Here is a 23,011-nt window from a genome sequence, read left to right on the forward strand (position 1 = left end):
TAACGGAACTGTCCAACGTGGCCGTGAACGAGCGGGGGATGCTCATGTTTGACGGGCTCTATTGGCCCTAGCCTCTAATCCATCTTGCTCCCGCCCGTTGCGTCAAGGCCTAAGTTTAAGCACTTGCTCAAACATAGGAGCCTCTAAAAGAGGAAGCCAGCAGTAAGAGTCGTGGTGAAGCGGTTGGTATCTACTACCACTTCGGGTGTGTCTTGCGGATTAGAAAGCGTGTAAGGATTGTAATACCGTTTTGCAGTGCCATACACGCCAGCCAGATCCAGGTAGAAATTCTTCTGGCGTAAGCCAACACCACCAGTATAATAGGTCTGTGACCTGTCGCGGCTGCTGTCCTTATAAGGGTCGCCGTAGCGGGCGAAGCCAGCTCGGAACCGGAAAATGTCGTAGCGCAGCTCGCCTCCAAGCCGTAAGTTTACAGTTGATTGGTAAAGGCTGCGAACCGCGTCGTTATCATCCGTAAAATCATGATCATTAACACTTCCTGTGGAGTTGTTGGTATCATCATTGGCAAGACGTATCTGCCCGTAGTTTACGTATTCTACGTCGCCACTCAAGAAGCCGTGCTTACCTACCACGATGGCGGCCCCGCCCGAAGCTCGAAAAGACGAAGTCAATGTATAATCTAAATCGAATACCCCTGGCTCCGTGGTGGCTGTCCCAGTCGTGTACGTTCGGTTCTCTACGGTGATAGGCTTGTCATATACCGCATTCAGCGAGGCGCTGTAGGTGTCTGACAGGGTGGAAAACGTAGGCGTCTGAATGGATGCGCCTAACCGCACGGCATCATTAAGACGATATAGGGCGCCAACTCGGGCATTGATGCCTGTACCTCGGGTTTCCTGTATTTCACGATAAGTAAGGCTGCCGAAAGAGGTGCCTTCCGTAGCATCAACTGAGGTTGGGTCGGTGGCAGTGAGGGTGTTAGTCGAGCTAAACCGGGTGTTGATAATACCAATGGCACCACCTAGATATAGCCGGTCGCGGTAGTTGGCTCCGTAGCCAATATCAAACTGGGTTTGAGAGCCAGTGGTTGTTATCGTTTGATCCTGGGTTAAAGGCCCGGTATTATCATAATCGCTAGGAATGTACGTTCCCTGATTATCCCGCTCCGTGACGAATGCTTCGTAAGCCAAGTCATCCAGCACTGTCAACTCCTTCTCTAAGGGATTACGCCCTAAGTAAGAGAACAGGTCACTGTTTAATTGCGGAACACCACGAAAGCGGAAGCTCTGATTGAAATCGTTAATGCGGTTAAGACCCAAAGCCAGTGTGCCTCCTCGCCAAGGATTATTGTCGTTGTCGGGACGACGGTTGGTAAACGCCACCCCGAGACTAGCAATATGCAGACTGTTACGCGCGTCGGTAGTCGTGTTGCCAAAAGCCTGGCTGCTCGTATTCCCAATTCCCACACCGGGTGTAAAGCTAATTTCCGAGCGTTGAAATAAGCCTAAGCCCGCAGGGTTAGTGACCAGATTTCCTATATCGGCTCCCACTGCTACGTTGGCGCCGCCCACACCTAATGAGCGGGCTGTTCCAGAGGGCTGTGTTTGTGAGAAGCGCAACGCATCTTGCTGATATTGGGCAAAGCTGTAGCTGGCCGGGCTCAGCAGAGCCACGGCAAGCCAGTATTTCAGGTTTTTCATCTTAAAGAAAAAAAGAAGTCGGCCACCAAAGGCCCGTCACAAATTAGGTTTCGGACAGGACAGAATTAGTTGCGCCCGCGGCCGCGGCCGCCGCCATTGTCGCCACCGCTGTTGGATGGGGCAGAGCTACGCGAAGGAGCTTCGTAGGACCGTGATGGCGCTTCGTAACTGCGCGCCGGTGCCTCGTATGTCCGTTGCGGTGCCTCATAAGTACGCTGTGGGGCTTCGTAAGTACGTTGAGGAGCTTCGAAAGTACGTTGCCGACGTATCGGCTGCGCGGCCTCTTGGCTCTGCCCACTGCTCTGGTTGGTATTAGTATTCAACTCACTGAAGCGGCTTCGCCGTGGTTGCGAGTACTGTGGCGTTGCCGCCTCAGTACCTGCCCCCGTTGTTTCGGCCACACGCCGACGGCTCCGACTTTCGTAGGTAGCCGGTTGTTCAACAGTACTGCCATTGTTGATTTGGTTGATTACGTTGTCGGTATTCTGTCCGGGTGTTGCATTTGCGTTTCGTGCGCGAACAATCTTTTCGGCTTGAATTTGGTCGGCAGTAATAACTCCGGGGGTAGCACCAGATTCCGTGGTACGGCTACGGCCCCGGCCGTTCGGCTGTGTGTTGCCATTACCCACTAAACCATCCGTGGCAGCTCGTCCGCCAGTTGGTTCTGCAACTCCGCCTGTAGCACGGCTACGTGAACCTATAACCGTACCTGCGCCTGAGGTGGAACGTCCGCCTGTAACCGCTTCGCCACCAACACTATTACCACGGCCGTAGCGCACGTTGCGCACCGAGCCTAAGCCACTCCCACTACCGTAATAGTTATTGACGTTATAGTAGTTGTTGTAGCCATAGCCGCCGTAGCCACCATAACCGCCGCCATAGTAGTTGTCGTAGATGCCACCATAGCCCCGGCCATAGCGCCATGGGTTGTAGCCCCAGCCCCAGGGGCTGCCAAAGCCAATATTGATGTTCACGTAGCTACCGAAACCTCCATAGCCCCCGTAGCCATAAGCCGGACCGTAAAAGGGGTCGTAGAACGAGTTGCCGTAGTAAGACGAGGAACCACCGTACCAGAAAGGATCGGCATAGACGAAGTCGTTGTAGCCGTAGCCGAAGCCGCGGTAGTAAGGCTGATGGAAGCGGCGAATGCGCGAGGAGTACGCGTAGTCGTCATCATAATATTCGGTCGACTCTGTTACGGTAGAACTCCGCTGGCCGTCCGTGGCATAGTCCGGATTGGAAATATCGTCGCCCGACTCTGCCTCCGCCTGTGCAGGAGCAGTGTTAGCCACCGAAGCGGTGGCATTTTGAGTGGTGCGGTCCTGAGAGGAATAATAAACACCGTCGCTCTCCGTAGTAGAGAGGGCGCTGGTGCCAGCACAACCACCCAACATAAGCAGGGCCAAGGCGGGCAATAGAGTAGGGAGGAGATTTTTCATGGCTGCTTGCTTGAAAAAAAGGCGGGCGAAATAAAGAGCAAGTGAACCGACGAAAGGTTGTTTGGGGTAGCAAACATTCCGTAAGGTCAGGCTTCAGTTTATTTATTAACGTAATTTGGCAGCGAAACGGTGCCGTTTTGGATATGACAAATTTTAGGCCAAACCGGAACTTTTCTATCTGACCAAAGATACCTTAAATCATGAGCAAAGGTTTGCCTAAACGCAGTGAAGATTACTCGCTGTGGTACAATGAGTTGGTAAAGCGCGCAGGACTCGCCGAAAACTCCGCCGTGCGGGGCTGTATGGTGATCAAACCCTACGGCTACGCCATCTGGGAAAAGATGCAGCGCACCCTTGACGATATGTTCAAGCGCACGGGCCATCAGAACGCTTACTTCCCGCTTTTTGTCCCCAAAAGCTTGTTTGAAGCAGAAGAGAAAAACGCGGAAGGATTCGCCAAAGAATGCGCCGTCGTAACACATTACCGCCTACAAACCGACCCGGACAATCCGGGCAAGCTGCGCGTCGACCCCAACGCCCGCTTAGAGGAAGAACTAATTGTGCGTCCTACTTCGGAAGCCATTATCTGGAGCACCTACAAAAACTGGATTCAAAGTTACCGCGACCTGCCACTGCTCATCAACCAGTGGGCCAACGTGGTGCGTTGGGAAATGCGCACCCGCTTGTTTTTACGCACCGCCGAGTTTTTGTGGCAGGAAGGCCACACGGCCCACGCCACCGCCGAAGAAGCCGTAGCCGAAACCCGGCAGATGCTGGAGGTGTACGCCCAGTTTGCCGAAGAATGGATGGCGCTGCCGGTCGTGAAAGGCGTGAAAACCGAGAACGAGCGGTTTGCCGGTGCCCTGGAAACCTACTGCATCGAGGGCTTGATGCAGGACGGCAAGGCCCTGCAAGCGGGAACTTCGCATTTCTTGGGTCAGAACTTCGCGAAGGCATTCGACGTGCAGTTCACCAACAAGGAAGGCAGCCTAGAACACGTGTGGGGCACGAGTTGGGGCGTAAGCACCCGCTTGATGGGCGCCTTGGTGATGGCTCATTCTGATGACGAAGGCCTGGTACTGCCTCCCAAGCTGGCGCCTATTCAGGTGGTGATTGTGCCCATCTACAAAACCGGCCAGCTCGACGAGTTACTGGCGCGCATTCGCCCTATGCAAATGGGTTTGATTGAGCGCGGCATCTCGGTGAAAGTAGACGACCGGGACACGGAGCGCCCTGGCTTTAAGTTCGCGGAATGGGAGCTGAAAGGCGTGCCCGTGCGCCTTGCCGTAGGCATGCGCGACCTGGACGCCGGTACGGTGGAAGTAGCCCGCCGCGACACCAAGGAGAAGATGAATCTGCCCCTGGCCGACATCGTGAACAACGTAGCCGCGCTGCTCGACGATATTCAAGCCAGCATCTACCGCAAGGCCCACCAGTTCCGCGAAGCCCACACCCGCCGCGTCGATACTTACGAAGAGTTCAAGCAGGCCCTGGAAGGGGAAGGCGGCTTTGTAGTAGCGCATTGGGACGGCACATCCGAAACCGAAGAGCGCATCAAAGAGGAAACCAAAGCCACCATCCGTTGCATGGCACTCGCCGAGCCCGACGAAGACGGCGTGGATATGCTGACCGGCAAGCCCTCGAAGCGCCGCGTGCATTTTGCCCGAGCTTATTAGGCTACTGCCGTTTGCAACCGCAACAAGAAAGCCCCACCGTACTCATTGCGGCGGGGCTTTCTTGTTGCGGTTGCGCTAGTTATTGTGCGGCGGCAATGGCATCGACTAACTCCTCGTCCGATAAATTGTCGAACCATTCCTTGTTCAACTCAAGGCGTACCGTTTGGGCACCCCCGCTAGGCGTACATACCACGGGCACGTCGCCGGCGTCTGTTTCGCTCAGTTTTGTAGCCTCCGCAGAAGCTGCGCTATCTACGCCAGCATAAGCTTGAACGCAGGTCCAGGTGGTGTGGTGTTGGTCGGTTACTTCGCGTTGCTTCATCATAGGTTCCCCTACGCACCGCGAGCGTGAAAGTCAGGAGGCGCTGCTGGAATATTCTTTCTTGTAATTACCAAGCACCCGGCGCTGCTCAGCTTAGACGACGGCCGCAGTTGGCTGTTGCACCTGCTGCGCGGGGCCTAAGACGTAAGTTGTCACAAAGAGCAGGTTCTCCGCTGGCACTCGATTTCACCATCCAATAGCTCGGTCAGTACTGCCTTATGGTTCAAGCTTTTGCCTCCGGCCGGTGTCAATAAACCTTGTACTATTGTTAAGATTCGGCTAGCCCTTTGTCCTTCAGTGGGCGTGGGCATACTTCAGAGCGAAATAGAGCCTAGCGCCCCTGCCTGCTAGTACCTTCTACCCACTCTTTCTGCGTATCTTTTCACGTCCAACAATTTATTGCTATGGATCTGCTCATGTGGACTCGCCTGCCATTGCCTATGGACTCACTTACTATTGCCTTGCTGCTTCTGTTCGGCCTGCTGTTCCTGGTGGCCGAAATCATCTTTATTCCGGGCACCACGGTGGTGGGGCTGGTTGGGTTTGGGCTACTGGCAGCAGGCGTGTGGTTCGCCTACCGCGACCTAGGCTCTAACACCGGTCATATTTTGCTGGTTGCCTCCTTGGCGGCTACGGGCTTGCTGGTGTATATCGGGCTACGCCCCAAAAACCTGGCCCGCATTGCCCTCAACGATGTAAACAACTCTCATGTGCGGGATGCCCGCTTACCCGACGTACTGCCTGGCACTACGGGCCGCACGCTCTCGGCGCTGCGGCCGGCCGGAACGGTGCTGTTTGAAGAAGACCGCCGGGAAGTAACTACCCGCGGCGAGTATGTAGCGGCTGGCACCGAGGTCCGCGTATTGCGCATCGAGCACAACCGTATAGTAGTGGAAAGTGTGGTATAAGCTTTAGCTTGTACCGGGAAGAGGAGGTAACCGGCAGGTGATAAAAACTTTTATGCCTGTCACCTCCTCCCCTGTCACTTGTTGCCTCTTCTAACAGAACCCTTATGAACTTTCCTATTTACCCACTGCTTGTTGGGGCCATCGTTCTGTTGGTCTTCCTCTATTTCTTCCCGATTAGCCTCTGGATTACGGCGGTTTTTTCGGGAGTAAGAGTGAGCTTGTTTCAGTTGGCATTCATGCGGGTTCGGAAGGTGCCACCTTCTCTCATCGTCAACTCGATGATTACCAGCACAAAAGCTGGCTTGGCGCTGACTGCCAATGATCTGGAAACGCACTACTTGGCCGGCGGCAATATTCCGAGCGTCATCAAAGCCTTGATTTCAGCCGATAAAGCCAATATTCCGCTCACCTTCAAGCAAGCTACTGCTATCGACTTGGCCGGCCGCGACGTATTTGAGGCCGTCACAACCAGCGTAAACCCCAAAGTAATCAACACGCCCAACGTAGCAGCGGTAGCGCAGGATGGCATTCAGCTTATTGCCAAAGCCCGTATCACGGTGCGCGCCAATATCACGCAACTGGTGGGCGGCGCCGGCGAAGAAACCATCCTGGCCCGGGTGGGCGAAGGCATCGTAACCAGCATTGGCTCGTCGAGGTCACACAAAGAAGTGCTCGAAAATCCCGACAAGATTTCGAAGCTCGTACTCAGCAAAGGCCTTGATGCCGGCACGGCCTTCGAAATTCTCTCCATCGATATTGCCGACATCGACATTGGAGAAAACATCGGAGCCAAGCTTCAGATAGACCAAGCCACCGCCGACTTGAAAGTAGCCGAAGCCAAAGCCGAGGAGCGGCGCGCCATGGCTGTGGCCGTTGAGCAGGAAAACCGCGCCAAAACGCAAGAGGCCAAAGCCCGCGTAGTGGAAGCCGAAGCCGAAATTCCGAAAGCCATGGCTGAAGCCTTCCGCTCCGGCAACCTCGGCATCATGGACTACTACAAGATGCGCAACATCCAGTCGGACACCGACATGCGCGACTCGATTGCCAACCCCGGCAACCAAAGTAGCAGCAGCAAACCTGGCCGCGACGAAACGCGACTATCGTAGCGTCTGCGCCGATAATTTTCTTTGTTTCAAACGCAGAGAAACCACTATCTCAACTTTCCAAGTTGGCGGCTAAATCGATTTAGCTATTTTAGGGCACCTTTAGTCACTGCACAAGCTTATTGGCAGATTGGCTGGGGCATGCCACCTAACGTTGCCGCTTTATGAAGTTGAGAACAGTGTCGCTGCTGATGCTCTTTACCACCGCTTGGCTGTTTGGATGCGGCAGCCTCCGGATGGGACGCTCCTTTCGCTACCCCATCCAACTGACCGATCCCAAAGCAACCTACCAGACCAAGGCGCTTTTCTACAACCTGCAACATCCGCAGCAAAACGGTATTCTGTTTGGGCAGCAAGACGCTACGCAATACGGTATTGGTTGGAAAGATGAACCCAACCGCAGCGACGTTAAGAGCGTGTGCGGCTCCAACCCGGCGGTTTACGGTTGGGATGTGGCCGACCTTGTGCGGGCCAGCCTGAAAGGAAACGTCAAAGGCAATGAGGCTCTGGAGCGCAACCGCAAGCTGGTGATAGAAGCGTATGAGCGGGGCAGCCTAAACACCTTCTGCTGGCACATGCACAACTTCGTGACCGGCAAAAATTTCTACGATACCACGGCCGTGGTAGCGGCCATCTTGCCTGGTGGCGCCCAACACGAGGCCTACACCCGCAGCCTAGATGTTATTGCCGATTACTTCCGGCACCTCAAGGCCAAAGACGGCACGCTGGTGCCAGTGGTGTTCCGGCCTTTGCACGAACACACCGGCTCGTGGTTTTGGTGGGGCAAGCGGCACTGCACCCGCGAAGAGTTTGTGCAGCTCTGGCAATTCACGGTGCAATACCTGCGCGACAAGAAAAAGGTGCACAACCTGCTCTACGCCTATTCCCCCGACCGGGTACCCAACTCCGCCACTTACTTCGAGCGCTACCCCGGCGACGCCTACGTAGACGTGCTAGGCCACGACAACTATTGGGATTTCAACGTCATATCAACTCCTAATAAAGGTGTATCGACCCTGGACACCCTGGTAGATGCCGCCCAAGCCCGCGGTAAAGTGGCCGCTTTGACGGAAACCGGTTTAGAGAAAATCCCCAACCCGACCTGGTATACCGATAACCTGCTGCAACAAATCAAGAACAGTCCTAAAGCTCGCCAGATAGCCTACCTCATGGTATGGCGCAACGCGCACGAAGGCCACTTCTACGCCCCCTACCCCGGCCATAGCAGTGTGCCTAACTTTTTGCAGTTCTATCAAGACTCCCTCACAACCTTCGAAAACGACCGGCCGCGGCTATATACGGCTCCGAAACCGACGCGAGAACAGCGGCGCAAGGCTTCTCAAGCAGTCAGTAAGTCTAATTGAGCGGCTAATTCGGAAGATGGAACGTCATTCCGATGCAGGAGGAATCTCGCGTGCTGATGTTGTAGCAGTAAATTCTGACATTGGAAGTGGCCATTGCACGCGAGATTCTTCCTGCGTCGGAATGACGTTCTGTTTCTCTGAAAGACTTTAGATCGTAAGTAGCTTCAGGAACACAACGCCCTGTCCAAATAAGATTGGACAGGGCGTTGTGTTTTCTCGTTTGAACACTAATGGGCGGCAACCTTCAGCCGCACTCGTAGGAAGAGGGTGGTCTACTTTTTGGTAATCCGGAACTCCACGCGGCGGTTGAGCTTGCGGGTTTCTTCTTGGTCGTTGTTGGCAATCGGCTTGGTGTCGCCGAAGCCTTCGGTGGTGATGCGGCTGCTGGAAATGCCTTTCGAGACGAGGTACTTTTTCACTTCGTTTACTCGGTCTTGGCTTAGTTTGAGGTTGAGAGCCGGGTCACCTTGGTTGTCGGTGTGGCCTTCAATCTTGATTTCAACCGTGGTATACTCCTTCAGCGTGCGAATGAGGCGCTGCAGCTCGGGGTAGGAGTTTTCGCGCAGGTAATATTTGCTCTGCGAGAAGAAGATGTTGTTTAGCTTGATGGTCTGGCCCACCGCGAAAGGCACCAAATACAAGTCCTGCTTCACCTCGGAGTAATTCTGACGGTCGGTTACGTCGAGGTTGTCGGATTCTGCCAGGTAGTTAGGTGACTCGGCGCGGTAGCCGTAGTGGACGCCCGAGGGCAGCACAATGGTATAAGAGCCGTCGACAGGGCTAGTTTCGGCCACGCCTATTTCCTCGCCCGTGAGCAGGTTTTCGTAGCGGATGGTGGCCATTACAGGCTTTTTAGTGGCCGCATCGAGCACTTGGCCCCGCACCAGCGTTACCACTTCGGGCTTGAACTGCGGCGTCAGGCCGATGCGGAAGATGTCTTTGGAGTTACCAGTACCGTTGCGGGCCGACACCAAATAAGCGTCTTCACCAGCGGCCGACACCACATAGTAAGCATCGAAATCGGGCGAATTTACGCTGGGGCCTAGGTTGCGCGGCTTGGTCCATTTGGTCCAGCTGTCGTCGAGGCGCTTGGAGTAGAAGATGTCGCTTTTGCCGTAGCCGCCGTGGCCTTCCGATGCGAAGTAGAGCGTCTTGCCATCGGCGGCCAGGAAGGGGGCAAACTCCGCCTTTTTGGTGTTGATGCTGGTGCCAAGGTTGATGGGCCGGCTCCAGGTTTTGCCATCTGCCTTGCGCAGCGCCACGTAAATATCCTGTTCGCCCTGGCCATCCTTGCGCTGTACTGCCATCAACAGAACTTTGCCGGAAGTGCCGAGAAAGTAGTCTACGTTTTCAGGATCATCGTTGTAGAAGTCGTCGATTATGATCTTCTGAGGCTTGCCCCAGCCAGTTTTCGTCCGTTTGGACATGCTTAACCCCTTGGGGTCCAGGGAACCGTCTTCGTTGTAGACGTTGATGAGCACCGCTGAATTTCCATCCGATGATACCGAAGCCAAGCCGTTCGGACCAGGAGTATTGATAGGCGAGCCAATATTTTTGGCGGGGTTCCAGGAATTATTTTTCGAATTGACCTGAGTGGAATACCACACATCCTGCACGTCGTTGGCGCCGCCCACGTTCTGGGGGCTTTCCTGGCGGGCAAAGAACAGCGTGCGGCCATCGGGCGAAATAACGGGGTGCGTATCGACGTACTTGGAGTTGACATTGGGCCCGAGGTTCACCATAGCCGAGTCAAACTTCACGCTTTCAGCTTCGCCTTTGAACTCCTTTTTCACCATGGTTTCGGCCACGTCGGCAATGCCAATGGCGTCAATCTGGTTCACCCCATTCACGGCTTTGGTATCCATGCTCACCACAACCCCAATGGTGCGATAAGTACCGGGCGAAAATGTAATTTGCAGGGACCGAAACTGTTCGGGAATCGGGCCAGGACTGTCGTTTTGATAGACCTGGTGCTTCTGTCCCCGCGTATCAACTAGCTCAATCTTCGATACGGAACCTGGATTGAAGTTTTCCACTACCGTAACTTGCTTGGCAACAAGCGACTTGCCGAAGCGCACCTCGATAAACTCGTTACCACTTTCCTTACGTGGGATCCAGGCTTCGTTGCTGACCTGGCCTAATGGCTGCGCGTTGGGCTCACCTAACACTTTCTCGGGTGAGAAGTCTTCTTTCCCCTCTGCCTTCTGCGATGATACGGCCACTATTTTGCCCGCCCAAACAGCGTGCTGTGCCTGTACGCCCTCAGAAATCCCTCCTATCATCCCCATCAACAGCAATACATATTTTATTCTCATAAGCTAGCTGACTGGCAAAACAAGGGCCGGTATCCACGTCTGGTGTTAGAGGTTGTAGGAGCTAATGAGACGTTGAAGAAGGCCGCGAAGTTTCGATTGCGAATTTAGGGGAAGAACAAAGGTAGCAATAGCACCTACTAGCGCGTGTAAATTTTGACTAATATCCGATTCTACTCGACGGTTGCGGTCCTCAGGTCGCTGAAGTAACTTGCTTGTCTTCACCTAAGAGGTGAGTTCCTTACGTCGCTGACTGCGGCCTGCTAAGCCAACTTCGCAATTGCATCTTATGGAGTTAACCTTTACTGACGCAAGGGCCACCTGCGAAGTTGCGAGAGGAAAAGGACCACCTGGAGCGCAGCAAATTTATGTTGTGCTTGGCATCACTCTGGTGCTGTGGTTTGCCCCTCTCACTGAACAAGCGCAAAGCCTCGTCGACGCTGGTAGCACCCCCCTGCTGGCGCGCACCGCCGTGGCGCCCCCCGATTCGCTGTTGCTGCTCTCGTTTCGGGCGCGGCGCGTCGGGGTGAGCACGTACGCACAGCGCACCGACGCGCTTGGCTACCTGCGCCTCTCTGCCCGGCAGCAGCTCCGCTATCGGCTGCAAAGCGAATGGATTTATGACTCGCGCGGAGAACCACCTTTTGTGCGCGAAGATTATGCCGCCGACGCTTTGCACACGCTTGATATAGGCCAGGGTTGGCGCATCGGGCAGTTTGTGCGCTACGAGCAAAGCCGGGCCAATGCTACGCGCACCGGCATGTGGCTGGGGCGCCTTGGATACGAGCACGGCCTACTTGGCTTTCGCCCCAACGATTCCTTGTCGGTAGTGCGCTACGTAGGATTTGCGGGTGCCGTCCAGGACGCCCGTAATGGCCGCCGCGATATGGGCTTGGCCTACGGGCTAGACTTTTCCACTCTATTATTTGCAAGAGGCGCCGCCGCGCCGCCGCTGGCGATACGGCTGCTTGGCACCCGAACGCAGCTAGGGCCGCGGGTATGGCAGCGCCTGCTGGCAGAAAGCTTTTACGAACACACTTTCGATGCGTATTCCAGCGGCAACGTGCGCGCTGCCTACCGGGCGCACCGGGCCGAAGACTACGTCCCGGGTAACGTGCAGCGCATTCAAAGCGATACGCTGGCTGGGCAAGTGAGCTGGCTGTACCGTCTCTCGGAGAAAATCTCGTTTCGCTCTGATAATGCGCTAGCCCTGCCAAGCCGTGCCTTCCGCTACCGACAGCTGGGACCCGAAGCCGACACGCTCCAGAACCTAGGCTATCAGCAGCGGGAATTAGACACGCGCCAAGAGCTTCGGCTTGGCAGCAAAAAGCTACAAGCAGTTGCCTCGTTTGGGTACCGTGAGCGTAACCGAGCTTACGAGCTCGACAACAATCGTTTCCTTACGCCAACCAAGTACGAGTTGGCTTTAGCCCGCGAGCGAGTCCGCGACATCAAGGAGCAAACCACGCACTGGCAAAGCGAGCTGACTTGGTTGCCCGCGCTGCGCCACTCCCTCTCCCTTACCAGCTTCGCTCAGTTGCTGCGCGTCACGGCCCCTAGCAAAGACAACCAACAGGACCGCGACGAAGCCCAGCACGGCCTGCGTCTCACCTGGACCGGCCGCTGGCGTGGCACCTTCCGCACTACCTTAGCGGTGGCAGGCGAATACCGGCAGTTCGTGTTTATCAGAGCCGCGCTCAGCGCCGAGAATTACACCGACCGGCTGCTGCACTGGGAGCCAGGCTTCACGTGGGCGCCTGGCAAGTTCAGTATTCGGAGCATGTATCATTTATGGGTAAGCTACCAAGTGCGCGACCGGGTCAGCGAGCAAAGCCGGAACCGGTCCAACCGGGTGTTGGAGCAGCAGCAGCACCTCACGTATCAGCTTCAGCCGCGCCTGCTGGCCTCCCTGGACTATGCCCGCCGCGAAAACCGTGTGGGCCTGCTCCGCTGGCCAGCCTTCAAGGAAAGCCCCCTCGACACCACTATTACGCATGATTTGAGCGGAAACTTGCGCTATGGCTGGAGTGGCCGCCGGCAGATGTCTACCAGCAACAGTCTGCGCCTAGGTTATCGTTTTCTAGAACAGCGCACGCAGGGCCGAGCGCTCTTGGTGCAGGATGCAGGGCCGTCCTCGCTTATTTATTTGCGCGCCATTACCCGTCAGCAAGGTCCGGATGTGGCTTATGAGCGGCGTGCTGGTAACCTCACGCTCTCAGCCAGCATGTGGCTACAACAGCTGCGCACACTTTACCGCTATCGGCTCGGCACCGGCTCCTTCATCGGGACCAGCTATACCGCTGCCGACCTAGAACGCACTACCAACGAGCTTTATCCTTACTTCGAAGTGGCGCTGGCCTGGCGGGTGCGGCAGTGGTAGGCAAAAAAGCTGGTAGTCGTACTACACGAACTGGCTGTTTGAGTTGAGCTAGATTGGCAACTCAAGCAGTGTTGCTGACAAATACGGCTGGTGCTGCTTCTCGAAGAACCCCTTGCCTGCAAACAGCCGCAATTTCTTGCATATCAGCAACTTGCTATTCGAAGTGGGCACGCAGGACATTCTCCACTTTCTCTTTGGTCAGGGGCTTGTTTAGAAAGCCGGCAATAGGCAGTTTTTCCAGGCGACTTACATCCTGCGGGTGCAAAGAAGTGGTCAGCATCACAATGATAATGGCCTGCTTGTGAGGCAGCGGCAGCTGCTCGTAAGCTTCCAAAAACTCGAAGCCATTCATGACTGGCATCTTTACATCCAAAAAAACCAGCATGGGCTGGCTTTCCCTTGCCTCTTGACTATGGGTTTGCAGCAGTTGCAGGGCTTCGGCGCCATTGAGCGCTACCAGTAGCTTATCGGTCACGCTTAGCCGCTTCAAAAGCAGCTGGTTAAGATAATTGGTAGTCTGGTCGTCATCAACCAGTAAGGTGCAACTAAGTTTGGGCATGGTAAAACTCTGCTTTTAATGAGGAACTCCTTGAAAAGCAGGAGTAGTACGTTGGCTTTGTTTGAACTTCGGGTAGGAAGCCAGACCAGTTCTTCGTTGCGCCGGCTTCCCTGCCTCACCTTCGCAAGTAAACCTTGAAAGTAGAGCCAACATTCAGTTGACTTTCCACCTCAATTCTCCCGCCGGCATTCTCTACTATTTTCTTGACAATGTAGAGCCCCATACCGCTGCCTTCTACGTGGTCGTGCAGGCGCTCAAACATGCCAAATAACTTTTCTTTGTTGGTCAGGCGGATTCCCAATCCGTTGTCTTGCACTATAAGTACGGCGTACTCACCGTCGGGCCGGCATTGAATCTGCACAGTGGGAGGCCGCTCGGGCGCACGGTACTTCACGGCGTTGCTAAGCAGGTTATAGATAATGCTACGCAAGTTCTTTTCCGTGAAGGACAGCATGGGCAATTCCTGCACATCCACCTGCACGTAAGCGCCGGCCTCGTTGATGTGCGGCAACAAATCCAACCGTACTTCCTCAATCAGCCGCACCAAGTCGACCGAAGCGGTAGGCTGGTCGGTTTCTTTTTGCAGCTTGGTGATAGTGGTTAGGTGCTCGATAGTCCGCTTAAACCGGTCCACCGAATCCTGCATCATGTTCATGATTGGGCGTACCTCCTGGCCTTGGTCGGGCAGTTCTAGCAGCAAGGCATTCAACAGGCCTTCGATGTTGGTAATGGGCGCCTTTAAATCGTGCGAGGCCGTGTAGATGAAGTTGTCGAGGTCGACATTAGCCCGGGTGAGTTGCGTATTGTTTTCCTGCAGCTGCTTCTGAGCTAAGTCGATACGCTCCAAATCCAACTTGTGTTGGTGAATGTCGGTGCACGTACCTATCCACTCGATTATCTGGCCCTGCTGGTTGCGCGAGGGCAGAGCCCGGCTCAGCATCCAGCGGTACTGACCGGCGTGGTTGAGCAAGCGAAACTCCGCCTCAAACACTTCTCCCGAGCGTAAGCATTCCTGCCAACGCGCGGCGGCGGCATCGGCGTCGGCGGGGTGTTGGTAGGGCTGCCACTGAAAATGCTGCGTGAGCCCCGCTTGCTGTCCGGTATAGTCAAACCAACGGCGGTTGAAGTAGGTGGTAGTTCCCGCGGGGTTAGCCGTCCAGGCAATCTGCGGAATGCCTTCCAGCATACGATTGGCCTCCGCAGCGGCCTGCTCTATCACCAGACGGGCAGCTTCCTGCACCCTTAGCTCTTCGTTCTTGCGGCTGATTACTGCATTCTGCTCGGTAACCAACGCCTGAATAATTTTGATTTCACGCTCCGCCGAGAGGTTAGTCAGGATGACGGCTACCACCAATGCCTCGTTGAAAGTCAGCACTTTTAGTGATAATGAAAGCGGAAGCAAGGCCCCGTTTTTAGTTTGCAGCGGTAACTCGCCCTTGCCGTGACCGGTCCAGCTCTGTGCCAGCAAGGCGCTCCAGTACGCCTGAAAGCTTGCCGGCACGAAATCGGCAAACGAGCCGCCCATTACCTCCTCCAGTCCCCGTTGCAGCCAACCAGCCAGGCAGGCATTGCAATACAGAATAGTGCCATCGTGGTTGAGCAGCATGGCCCCCTCGTTCATCTGCTCGATGAGGGTGCGGTAGCCTTCGTCGGCCCCTTGCAGCGTGAAAATACGCGGCCCCTCAGGGCTCTGAATGGCCAGCGCATCGACAGCTCCGGTGCGCACGGCATAGATAAGATCTTCGGCTTCTTGCAGCCGATGACGCAAGTCCTCGTTTTCACGAGCTAGCTCCAGCGAAGAAGATGAAGAATCAACCATTGGTAGAGTCACTAGGCGGAAGCGGGGGGAGCCCCAGGGCCGCCAGCACCCGCGCCCGGTCCGACAAGTCGCCGACCAGCCGTCGGACAAGGCCCGGCCGTTTTTTAATGAGAGTTGGAATGCCGATAAGCTGTTCTCCCTGCGCCCGTTCGGGTTGCTGGTAGATGTCAACAATCAGCAGCTCGTGCCGACCTTTCAGGTATAACTCGCAAATTTCTTTGATGTTGCGCACTGCTCGCGTGGAGTTGGGCGTAGCACCGGTAATGTAGAGATGCAGCACGTACTCGGCGCCGCCTTCGGGTGGATATTCATCGGGCTCCATACTAGCGGGTTACCTTGTCGCCAGCCGGCCGTATATCAAGCCCCACCAATACCCGTTCTTCGTTGGACAGGTCACCGATGATTTTGCGAATAGGAACGGGCACTTTTCGAACCAGCGTGGGAATGGCCAAAATCTGGTCGCCCTCGGCCAGCTGCGGATTCACCAGCAAGTCGATAACCTCGAGCTGATAACGGCCCTGGAGGTGCTGCGCACAATATTTTTTTAGGTTGGCCAAAGCGGCTACCGACTTCGTGGTTTGGCCGGCCACGTATAAGCGCAGCTCCCAATAATCCTCGCTGAGGCCCTGATCGGGGTTGGTTGGTTCAGTGTCCATGTCCATAAAAAGGCTACAGGTTAGGTTGCAAACCAGGCGTTGCCGCCTCATCACCGGCGGGCGCAGCGGGCGTTGCTTTTGCTTTGCCGCTGGTATTCGGTTGGTGGCGGTCGTGCTCTTGGCTGTTTATTTGCCGAAACTCTTCTTCCACCGACTCGAACTCGGTGCGTAGGTTCGCAATGGTTGCTTCCAGCACCCGCCGCCGGCGCTCCAGCTCCCGGTTTTTACGTTCCAGCTCTTGCTGCGCGGCTACGGCTTGCGCCTGCTCTTGCAGCTGCCGGGCTAGGCGGCTGGCCCCGGTCACGATACCCGCTGGCCCAACCACCACATCCAGCAGCTGAACGCCTTTATCGGTGATAATGAACTCCCGTACCTGATTGGAGTGGGCCATGCCCCGCGATTTCAGGATACTAAGCCCCCGGTTTCGCTCGCCAATACCTTCCAGGTCCCGCACGCTGATCCAGGTATCCACCAACGACGAGACGCCTTCCTCGGTGGTATCCATCTGCATGGAACCGCTGATGAGGGAAGTAAACAAGGCCGTGATGCTGTTTACCTTCAGAAAATCGATGAGGCGCGTCAGCATACTCCGCACCTCCGTTACATTCCCGACATTGATGAGGTTGCTGATCGGGTCGATGATGACGGCTGTTGGCTTAAACTCCCCCACCATCTTGTGGATGGTGACCAGGTGGCGCTCCAACCCGTTGAGCGTAGGCCGGGAAGCTTCGATTACAAGCTGGCCGTTCTCGACATACGTCTGCAGGTCGATGCTCACCGAGCGCATATTGCGGATAAGCTGCTGCGGCGACTCTTCGAAGGCAAAGTACAGGCAACGCCCACCCTGACGGCATACCTCCTGCGCAAAAGCGGCGGCCAACGTAGTTTTGGCGGTACCCGCCGTACCGGTTAGCAACACGCTGCTGCCAGCGTAAAACCCGCGCCGACCAAACATTTCATCGAGAGCCGCAACGCCCGTCGACACGATTTGGTCGGAAACTTCGTGCTCAAGCTTGAGCGACGTTACAGGCAATACCGAAATACCATCTTCAGTAATCAAGTACGGATACTCATTGGTACCGTGGGTGCTACCGCGGTACTTCACGATGCGCAGGCGGCGGGTGGTAATCTGGTCGATAACCCGGTTATCAAGCAGAATCACGCAATCTGACACGTACTCCTCCAGGCCTTGCCGGGTGAGCGACCCTTCTCCGCGCTCGGCCGTAATTACGGTTGTCACGCCCTTGTCTTTCAACCAGCGAAACAAACGCCGAATCTCGGAGCGCAACACGGCTTCGTTGGGGAAACCCGAGAAGAGGGACTCAATCGTGTCGAGCACCACCCGCTTGGCGCCGATTGTGTCGATGGCGTATCCCAAGCGGATAAACAAGCCATCTAAATCGTATTCTCCGGTTTCTTCTATCTCCGACCGGTCGATGTGTACATGGTCGACGCGCAAAAGCTTTTGGGCTTGCAACTCGGGCAGGTTGAAGCCGAGCGAGGCCACGTTGGCAGCTAGCTCTTCGGCGGTTTCTTCGAAGGCCATCAGCACTCCTGGCTCGTTGTAGACAAGCGCCCCACGCACCAGGAACTCGATGCCCATCAGGGTTTTACCACACCCGGCACTGCCGCAAATCAACGTTGGGCGCCCTTGCGGCAGCCCCCCTGCAGTAATCTCATCGAGGCCTTCAATACCCGTGGGAGCTTTCGGCAGCGCGGCAAGCCCCGACGAGGCAGTGGGATTTTCTTGCATAAACAAAATAATAGAGTATTCCGCACCCAACGTTGCGGAAGTCAGTACTACGTAGATTAACCTGATTCAGACGAGTTGCTCAACTCACTTGGCAAAATACAGCCTCATCTGTTAACAAAGGTACCGTCCTATCACAGACCTGCCCCCGGCTTTTTTAAAAAACCGGGGGCAGGCACCTGCAAAACCTAGACCTTATTGCCAGGTGTTGAATGCTAAATTATTGACACTAAGGCTGCAGCGAGAAGCTGCGAGTAACCGAATTGAACGGCCCCGGAATTAACTTTCCATCGGCATCTACCAGTTCCAGCTTCACGGTATTTTCGCCCATCGGCAGGCCTTCCATGGCGTAAGGGGCCCACTGGTCGAGCATGAACTCATTGCCGTTGACAGTGGCGCGTACTTGCGTGCCGCCAGGTTCGATGGTGGTGTTAACGAGGTAGAAATCCAGCATCACTTTCTGCGTGTCTTTGCCGGTGTACACGTCTTTGGGGCGGCTGTAGAAGAGGTGCGGCGCTTTTAAATCGAAGGTTGGCGCGCCGGCAACTGGTTTGCCCACCGTTACGAGGCGCAAATCGTAGGCGCCGCGGTGTTTGAGGCTCTCGTGGTAAGAGCGCGACAGAAACGACAGCACTACGTGCTGCCCATCGACCAGGTTTTTGGTGAAGCTGGTTTCGTAGTGCGCCGTGTACGGCTCGTTGTCGACGATATTATGGATATGCTGCCCCTTCATGGAGTTGGCCATGTCCTCGGCGTGCATGCCGCCACTCATCTTGGTCAGCAAGAAGTTGGTTGTCTCGTACTTGAACGACACGGCCCCGCTTGGCACCGTTGAGCCGGCCGCCGGAGTGGCCAAGCGCAGCTGCGCCGTTGGGTATTTGGGCGAGTCGAAGAAGGGCGTCAGGCGCAGCCCGTTTTTCTCGATACTGGCCGGCGAAATAGTGCTTGGCGCTGAGGTAGTAGTCGACGAAGTAGCTTCGGTAACTTGTTTGGCTGCGTCGCAGGCCGCTAGTCCCATCAGGAGAAGAGAACCTAAAAGCCGAGTAGAAACTTGCATAAAAAGAATGAGAAAAATGTTTAGAAATTGACTTGTTAAGCTAGAGGTGGTAGAACCGACAGCGCCAAAACGACGTTCGTTTTTTGAGTACCTTGCGCATACGCATTCATTGTTCAAAAGTATAGTAATTTTCTAAGATGGCAGACAAATTGCTGGAAGAAATTCCCTCCCTCGACCTCGCAGACTTTCGTTCTGGTGACCCCGAGCGCAAAGCCCGCTTCGTACAGCAACTCGGCGAAGCCTACCAGAGCATTGGCTTCGTGGCTCTCAAGAACCACGGCCTCACCGAAGAGCAGACCCAGGCTCTTTACGCCGACGTAAAATCTTTCTTTTCCTTGCCCGACGATCGTAAGCAGCGCTACGAGAACCCGGAGCTGGCTGGTCAGCGTGGCTACATCAGCAAAGGCAAAGAGCACGCTAAAGGCCGCAACACCGGCGACCTGAAAGAGTTTTACCACGTCGGCCAGGAGGTGGAAGACGCTGAGGACCCCATTGGCAAGGAATACCCTGCCAACATCTGGCCCGAGGAAGTGCCTTCGTTTCAAAAGAGCACTTTCACCACGTACCGCACGCTGGAAGCAGCCGGCAAAGACGTACTTCGCGCCATTGCGTTGTACCTGAATCTGCCCGAAAACTACTTCGACGATAAGGTACGCAACGGTAACAGCATTCTGCGTCCTATTCACTACTTCCCCATCGAAAACCCGGATGCCGTACCGGCCGACGCCGTACGCGCTGCCGAGCACGGCGACATCAACCTGATTACGCTGCTGATGGGTGCCAGCGCCGACGGCCTCCAGGTGAAGCGCCGCGACGACAAGTGGATTCCCATCACCGCCCTCCCCGACCAGATTGTGGTGAACGTCGGCGACATGCTGCAGCGCCTCACCAACGGCGTACTCAAGAGCACCATTCACCGCGTTGTGAACCCGCCCCGCGAGAAGATGAACTCGTCGCGCTTCTCGGTGCCCTTCTTTATGCACCCGCGCTCGGAAATGAGCCTGGCCGCCCTCGAAAGCTGCGTAACGCCCGACAACCCGAAGAAGGAAGTGGACATTACAGCCGGTGAATTCTTGAACGAGCGGCTGATCGAGCTAGGTTTGAAGAAGAAGTAGTTTATGTAAGTGAGCAGTTTGCTACCTACTCATGTAATAGACAATAAGTTCAGGCTCAAAAACAAGACCCGTTGGCAATTGCCAGCGGGTCTTGCTTTTGAAACCTAAACTCGTGCCTTGACTACTTGAGCACGTTGGTTTCGGCCTTCATTACCTGACGAGCAATGGCCAAGTTGGTATCACGGGCGTTTACTGCGAGGTAGATAAACTTGCTGCCGTCCGCCGACAGTTTGAGCAGGTGGAACTGGTCGGTCAGCGTGAGCAGGATGTCTTGAATAGTCTGGTTCAGATTCAGAGCCGAAATAGCTTTCAGTTTCTGCTTTACCACTTCGGTGTTGTAAGCAGCAGCCGTTTCGATATCGAAGTCAGCCATGTTGGAGTGCGAAGCCAAAGCCATTCCGGTTTCGGTTTCAACAACGGCCACCGCCAATAGCGTGGGCAGTTGCTTCAGGATGTTTTGAACAGTTTGAGCAGGAGCGAGAAGAGCGTTAGACATAAAACTTTTGAAAAATGGGGGTTGGAAAAAGTAGAAAATTAAAGATTAACGAGTGTGCTTGCGCATGATGTCCTTGACGATGGCCAGGTTGGTTTCTGCTTTCCCAACAACCAGGTAGCAGTACCACTGCCCGTGGTTCATGGTGCGAATACAGTGAAACTGATGGTCGAGGACGATGATGATGTCGTCGAGGTCTTGGTTTGACAGCCAGGAGTTTGCCAGGCTTTTGTACGTTTTGCCAATGACCTCTACATTGTACATGTTGGTCTTGTAGGGGTCGAAGCTGCTGGTCGACGTGAAGGCCGATAACGTGCGGCCAGACTTGATGTCGACGACGGACGCGGCTATCAGTTCAGGAATGGCTTGCAGTAGCCCTCTGACCACGGTGTCCGTTCTTTCGCGCTGGAGGCCAACAGCCTTGCCCGTTATCTTATTTATGATGGGCCGACCTAGATAGGAGAATTTCATTCCGTAACTCTTGAGAGTGACGCGGCCTTAAACAGGCCAATGAGTTTGATACTGAATGCGCAATTAGCTGCGCAGGAGGAAATCAGCTACTGGCTGAAACGCGTGCTATATGAACACATCAACTTGCCGACGGAGCACGTCGCGGGCAATAGCCAGGTTGGTATCACGCATGTTTACCACCAGGTACACGAATTTTTTGCCGTCGCCGAGCAGGTTAATCAAATGAATCTGGGTGGTGAGCGTGATAAGAATATCGTCGATGCGCTCGTCGGTCAGCTTCAGCGCCGACATGGCCTTCTGCTTTTGCTTTACTACCTCAGTGTTGTAAGCCGCTGCCGTTTCGGGGTTGAGGCTGGTAGTGGAATGGCTAGCCAAGGCCATACCGGAAGAAGTATCCACAATTGCAACTGCCACGAGGCCGGGCAATTCGTCGATGATGTTTTGCACGGCTTGGCCGGCGGGGGTAGAAGTTGAGTAGGCCATAACAGGTGTAAAAAGAGAAAAACAGTGAGTGAAATGCTTTAAACTGAGTGGCTGCGCAATACTTCGCGAGCTACACTTATATTGGTATCTTTCTGATTAACTGATAGGTACAGCAGCCATTTGGTGTCGTTGATTACCCGGATCAGATGGAGCTGCTGATTAAGCGTGATTAGTATTTCTTCGAGTTGCTCGTCGGGAAGCTCCAGCGCGGCCAGAGCCAGGCGCTGCTGCTTAACTATGTTCGCGTAACAAGAGGCCGCCCGGCCCACCGAAAAATCCTTTGCGTAAGCGTGTTTGGCTATGGGCTGGCCACTGTCGATGTCGATAATGGCGACACCTAAGAGTTCGGGCAAATCGAGTAGCATGCTCTGTACGGCTGTCTGGGCCTGCTCCTGCTCTAGGCTATCGAAGGTTTTGCCAGCTCTTGGCAAGGCAGATTTTGCTACGGCGGTGGCCACTGCTACCATCTCATTGACAGCCTGGACCGGTGATAAGGTATCCGTCTTAGCGCTGGCAGCTTTGGCGGCAGCCTGTTGTTCAGCTTCCAGTTCCGCCGCCAACTGCTCCCGTGTTTTTACAGTTTTAGGTCGAAAGGGGTTAAGCATGGCACTTAGAAGACAAACACTTAGTAAACTGGCTCAGGAATTTCTGCGACAACTGGCTCTGCGTAAACCGGCGCCACGTAGGTGGGCGCGGCACTGGCTATGGCCTGCTGCTGTGCCCGGCGAGCCATGGAATACACCACCAGCCCGAAGCCTACCTTGTTGATGGCATCACCAAAGTTGTAGACCAGGTTCATGTCCAGGTGCAGGTTCTGGAGCAGGTTGCCAGGCAGCATCATATAGCCAAGCGGATAGATGGCCCAGCCGATCAGGACGAAGTAGCCCAGGTAATTGAAGGCCTGCACCACTTCTTCGTTGTCCGACTTGTCTACCACCTTCGCCAAACGTCCGAACCACACTTCGTACACGATGGCCACGTAGCCGAACGTCGAGACGAAACCCCAAAGCATAGGATGGCCCGTGGTGGACACTTCGCCCACATACCCGAAAGCAATCATCCACAAGGCCCCGATAACCAGCGTCCAGAGGGAGCTCATCTTAGCACCGGCCCGGCTCAGCAGCAGGTAGAACTGCGCGGCCAGCATTGGTACAGTCAGCACCCAATCGATGTAGCGAAACTGGGTAGGCGACTCCCCTGTGGTCAGGTACAGGCCCCGCATGTAGAAATAGTTGACGCCAGCAATAAGGCAAATGATGCCGGCAACGGTCATGGAAGTGCGCCACTGCTGGGGCACATTGTTGCGCTCAGCCAGAAAAAACAGAGCCGCCGCCAGCAAAGCAAAGGTGCTCACGAAGAAGGTGAAGCCCACCACGTCGCCCTTGGGAAGGTAGTACTCCGAATGAACTGGCGCTTGTAAGAGTAATATTGGAAACATAACGA

The 23,011-nt window shown here is 55.1% G+C and carries 21 protein-coding genes; 6 read left to right on the plus strand and 15 right to left on the minus strand.

The window, feature by feature from the left end; genetic code table 11:
• Positions 1-143: 143 nt before the first annotated feature.
• Together VF639_RS07615 and VF639_RS07620 are read right to left on the minus strand one after the other, a co-directional pair.
• On the minus strand, positions 144-1,661 hold the full coding sequence (locus tag VF639_RS07615) for an OmpP1/FadL family transporter (protein ID WP_331145298.1): 1,518 nt from the start codon (positions 1,659-1,661) through the stop codon (positions 144-146).
• Positions 1,662-1,726: 65 nt separating this feature from the next.
• Positions 1,727-3,100 carry a hypothetical protein gene (locus VF639_RS07620; RefSeq protein ID WP_331145299.1) on the minus strand — a complete coding sequence of 458 codons (1,374 nt, stop codon included), beginning with the start codon at positions 3,098-3,100 and terminating at the stop codon, positions 1,727-1,729.
• Between the two features lie 200 nt (positions 3,101-3,300).
• Between VF639_RS07620 and proS the strand changes: the two genes are divergently transcribed.
• Positions 3,301-4,776, plus strand: coding sequence for a proline--tRNA ligase (gene proS / locus VF639_RS07625; RefSeq protein WP_331145300.1), 1,476 nt, complete (start codon positions 3,301-3,303; stop codon positions 4,774-4,776).
• A 79-nt stretch (positions 4,777-4,855) separates the two neighbouring features.
• On the opposite strand, the gene VF639_RS07630 is transcribed toward proS, so the two are convergent.
• Positions 4,856-5,101, minus strand: coding sequence for a hypothetical protein (locus VF639_RS07630; RefSeq protein WP_331145301.1), 246 nt, complete (start codon positions 5,099-5,101; stop codon positions 4,856-4,858).
• Positions 5,102-5,502: 401 nt separating this feature from the next.
• Here VF639_RS07630 and VF639_RS07635 point away from each other — a divergent pair, with 401 nt between their 5' ends.
• The 3 genes from VF639_RS07635 (at position 5,503) to VF639_RS07645 (ending at position 8,473) form a co-directional block, all read left to right on the plus strand.
• Positions 5,503-6,006: an NfeD family protein gene (locus VF639_RS07635; RefSeq protein WP_331145302.1), complete on the plus strand. Its 504-nt coding sequence runs from the start codon at positions 5,503-5,505 to the stop codon at positions 6,004-6,006.
• Positions 6,007-6,110: 104 nt separating this feature from the next.
• Positions 6,111-7,112, plus strand: a complete 1,002-nt coding sequence (floA, locus tag VF639_RS07640) for a flotillin-like protein FloA (RefSeq protein ID WP_331145303.1) — start codon at positions 6,111-6,113, stop codon at positions 7,110-7,112.
• 161 nt (positions 7,113-7,273) lie between these two features.
• On the plus strand, positions 7,274-8,473 hold the full coding sequence (locus VF639_RS07645; protein ID WP_331145304.1) for a glycoside hydrolase family 26 protein: 1,200 nt from the start codon (positions 7,274-7,276) through the stop codon (positions 8,471-8,473).
• 272 nt (positions 8,474-8,745) lie between these two features.
• Here the strand turns inward: VF639_RS07645 and VF639_RS07650 are convergent, their stop codons facing one another.
• Positions 8,746-10,788: an OmpA family protein gene (locus VF639_RS07650; RefSeq protein ID WP_331145305.1), complete on the minus strand. Its 2,043-nt coding sequence runs from the start codon at positions 10,786-10,788 to the stop codon at positions 8,746-8,748.
• A gap of 370 nt (positions 10,789-11,158) precedes the next feature.
• Between VF639_RS07650 and VF639_RS07655 the strand changes: the two genes are divergently transcribed.
• Positions 11,159-13,165, plus strand: coding sequence for a hypothetical protein (locus VF639_RS07655; RefSeq protein WP_331145306.1), 2,007 nt, complete (start codon positions 11,159-11,161; stop codon positions 13,163-13,165).
• A gap of 154 nt (positions 13,166-13,319) precedes the next feature.
• Here the strand turns inward: VF639_RS07655 and VF639_RS07660 are convergent, their stop codons facing one another.
• The 6 genes from VF639_RS07660 to VF639_RS07685 form a co-directional block, all read right to left on the minus strand.
• Positions 13,320-13,724, minus strand: coding sequence for a response regulator (locus VF639_RS07660; RefSeq protein ID WP_331145307.1), 405 nt, complete (start codon positions 13,722-13,724; stop codon positions 13,320-13,322).
• Between the two features lie 115 nt (positions 13,725-13,839).
• The gene (locus VF639_RS07665; protein WP_331145308.1) at positions 13,840-15,543 is read right to left on the minus strand and encodes an ATP-binding protein; all 1,704 of its coding nucleotides are present in this window, start codon (positions 15,541-15,543) and stop codon (positions 13,840-13,842) included.
• Positions 15,536-15,865 (minus strand): circadian clock KaiB family protein, encoded by a 330-nt coding sequence (locus VF639_RS07670; protein ID WP_331145309.1) that lies wholly within the window; start codon positions 15,863-15,865, stop codon positions 15,536-15,538. The genes VF639_RS07665 and VF639_RS07670 overlap by 8 nt, the downstream gene beginning before the upstream one ends.
• Position 15,866: 1 nt before the next feature.
• On the minus strand, positions 15,867-16,205 hold the full coding sequence (locus tag VF639_RS07675) for a circadian clock KaiB family protein (RefSeq protein ID WP_331145310.1): 339 nt from the start codon (positions 16,203-16,205) through the stop codon (positions 15,867-15,869).
• 7 nt (positions 16,206-16,212) lie between these two features.
• The gene (gene kaiC, locus VF639_RS07680) at positions 16,213-17,952 is read right to left on the minus strand and encodes a circadian clock protein KaiC (protein ID WP_331145311.1); all 1,740 of its coding nucleotides are present in this window, start codon (positions 17,950-17,952) and stop codon (positions 16,213-16,215) included.
• 226 nt (positions 17,953-18,178) lie between these two features.
• Positions 18,179-19,006 (minus strand): hypothetical protein, encoded by an 828-nt coding sequence (locus tag VF639_RS07685; protein ID WP_331145312.1) that lies wholly within the window; start codon positions 19,004-19,006, stop codon positions 18,179-18,181.
• Positions 19,007-19,143: 137 nt separating this feature from the next.
• On the opposite strand from VF639_RS07685, the gene VF639_RS07690 reads away from it, so the two are divergent.
• Complete coding sequence (locus VF639_RS07690) at positions 19,144-20,121, plus strand: isopenicillin N synthase family dioxygenase (RefSeq protein WP_331145313.1); 978 nt, start codon at positions 19,144-19,146, stop codon at positions 20,119-20,121.
• 121 nt (positions 20,122-20,242) lie between these two features.
• On the opposite strand, the gene VF639_RS07695 is transcribed toward VF639_RS07690, so the two are convergent.
• The 5 genes from VF639_RS07695 to VF639_RS07715 form a co-directional block, all read right to left on the minus strand.
• The gene (locus VF639_RS07695; protein WP_331145314.1) at positions 20,243-20,617 is read right to left on the minus strand and encodes a hypothetical protein; all 375 of its coding nucleotides are present in this window, start codon (positions 20,615-20,617) and stop codon (positions 20,243-20,245) included.
• 45 nt (positions 20,618-20,662) lie between these two features.
• Positions 20,663-21,085, minus strand: coding sequence for a hypothetical protein (locus VF639_RS07700; RefSeq protein WP_331145315.1), 423 nt, complete (start codon positions 21,083-21,085; stop codon positions 20,663-20,665).
• Positions 21,086-21,190: 105 nt separating this feature from the next.
• Positions 21,191-21,568, minus strand: a complete 378-nt coding sequence (locus VF639_RS07705) for a hypothetical protein (RefSeq protein ID WP_331145316.1) — start codon at positions 21,566-21,568, stop codon at positions 21,191-21,193.
• Between the two features lie 38 nt (positions 21,569-21,606).
• The gene (locus VF639_RS07710; protein ID WP_331145317.1) at positions 21,607-22,173 is read right to left on the minus strand and encodes a hypothetical protein; all 567 of its coding nucleotides are present in this window, start codon (positions 22,171-22,173) and stop codon (positions 21,607-21,609) included.
• A 20-nt stretch (positions 22,174-22,193) separates the two neighbouring features.
• Positions 22,194-23,006 carry a bacteriorhodopsin gene (locus VF639_RS07715; RefSeq protein WP_331145318.1) on the minus strand — a complete coding sequence of 271 codons (813 nt, stop codon included), beginning with the start codon at positions 23,004-23,006 and terminating at the stop codon, positions 22,194-22,196.
• Between the last annotated feature and the right edge of the window lie 5 nt (positions 23,007-23,011).

The sequence above is a fragment of the Hymenobacter sp. genome, from assembly GCF_036387835.1.
Classification (GTDB): Bacteria; Bacteroidota; Bacteroidia; order Cytophagales; family Hymenobacteraceae; genus Hymenobacter.

What these genes read in the sequence shown, in the direction of transcription:
- VF639_RS07710 (WP_331145317.1), bottom strand. Translation starts at nt 22,173, where the DNA reads ATGCTTAACCCCTTTCGACCTAAAACTGTAAAAACACGGGAGCAGTTG.
- VF639_RS07645 (WP_331145304.1), top strand. Translation starts at nt 7,274, where the DNA reads ATGAAGTTGAGAACAGTGTCGCTGCTGATGCTCTTTACCACCGCTTGG.
- proS (WP_331145300.1), top strand. Translation starts at nt 3,301, where the DNA reads ATGAGCAAAGGTTTGCCTAAACGCAGTGAAGATTACTCGCTGTGGTAC.
- VF639_RS07715 (WP_331145318.1), bottom strand. Translation starts at nt 23,006, where the DNA reads ATGTTTCCAATATTACTCTTACAAGCGCCAGTTCATTCGGAGTACTAC.
- VF639_RS07635 (WP_331145302.1), top strand. Translation starts at nt 5,503, where the DNA reads ATGGATCTGCTCATGTGGACTCGCCTGCCATTGCCTATGGACTCACTT.
- kaiC (WP_331145311.1), bottom strand. Translation starts at nt 17,952, where the DNA reads ATGCAAGAAAATCCCACTGCCTCGTCGGGGCTTGCCGCGCTGCCGAAA.
- VF639_RS07660 (WP_331145307.1), bottom strand. Translation starts at nt 13,724, where the DNA reads ATGCCCAAACTTAGTTGCACCTTACTGGTTGATGACGACCAGACTACC.
- VF639_RS07650 (WP_331145305.1), bottom strand. Translation starts at nt 10,788, where the DNA reads ATGAGAATAAAATATGTATTGCTGTTGATGGGGATGATAGGAGGGATT.
- VF639_RS07615 (WP_331145298.1), bottom strand. Translation starts at nt 1,661, where the DNA reads ATGAAAAACCTGAAATACTGGCTTGCCGTGGCTCTGCTGAGCCCGGCC.
- floA (WP_331145303.1), top strand. Translation starts at nt 6,111, where the DNA reads ATGAACTTTCCTATTTACCCACTGCTTGTTGGGGCCATCGTTCTGTTG.
- VF639_RS07695 (WP_331145314.1), bottom strand. Translation starts at nt 20,617, where the DNA reads ATGTCTAACGCTCTTCTCGCTCCTGCTCAAACTGTTCAAAACATCCTG.
- VF639_RS07700 (WP_331145315.1), bottom strand. Translation starts at nt 21,085, where the DNA reads ATGAAATTCTCCTATCTAGGTCGGCCCATCATAAATAAGATAACGGGC.
- VF639_RS07670 (WP_331145309.1), bottom strand. Translation starts at nt 15,865, where the DNA reads ATGGAGCCCGATGAATATCCACCCGAAGGCGGCGCCGAGTACGTGCTG.
- VF639_RS07665 (WP_331145308.1), bottom strand. Translation starts at nt 15,543, where the DNA reads ATGGTTGATTCTTCATCTTCTTCGCTGGAGCTAGCTCGTGAAAACGAG.
- VF639_RS07620 (WP_331145299.1), bottom strand. Translation starts at nt 3,100, where the DNA reads ATGAAAAATCTCCTCCCTACTCTATTGCCCGCCTTGGCCCTGCTTATG.
- VF639_RS07705 (WP_331145316.1), bottom strand. Translation starts at nt 21,568, where the DNA reads ATGGCCTACTCAACTTCTACCCCCGCCGGCCAAGCCGTGCAAAACATC.
- VF639_RS07630 (WP_331145301.1), bottom strand. Translation starts at nt 5,101, where the DNA reads ATGATGAAGCAACGCGAAGTAACCGACCAACACCACACCACCTGGACC.
- VF639_RS07685 (WP_331145312.1), bottom strand. Translation starts at nt 19,006, where the DNA reads ATGCAAGTTTCTACTCGGCTTTTAGGTTCTCTTCTCCTGATGGGACTA.
- VF639_RS07675 (WP_331145310.1), bottom strand. Translation starts at nt 16,205, where the DNA reads ATGGACATGGACACTGAACCAACCAACCCCGATCAGGGCCTCAGCGAG.
- VF639_RS07690 (WP_331145313.1), top strand. Translation starts at nt 19,144, where the DNA reads ATGGCAGACAAATTGCTGGAAGAAATTCCCTCCCTCGACCTCGCAGAC.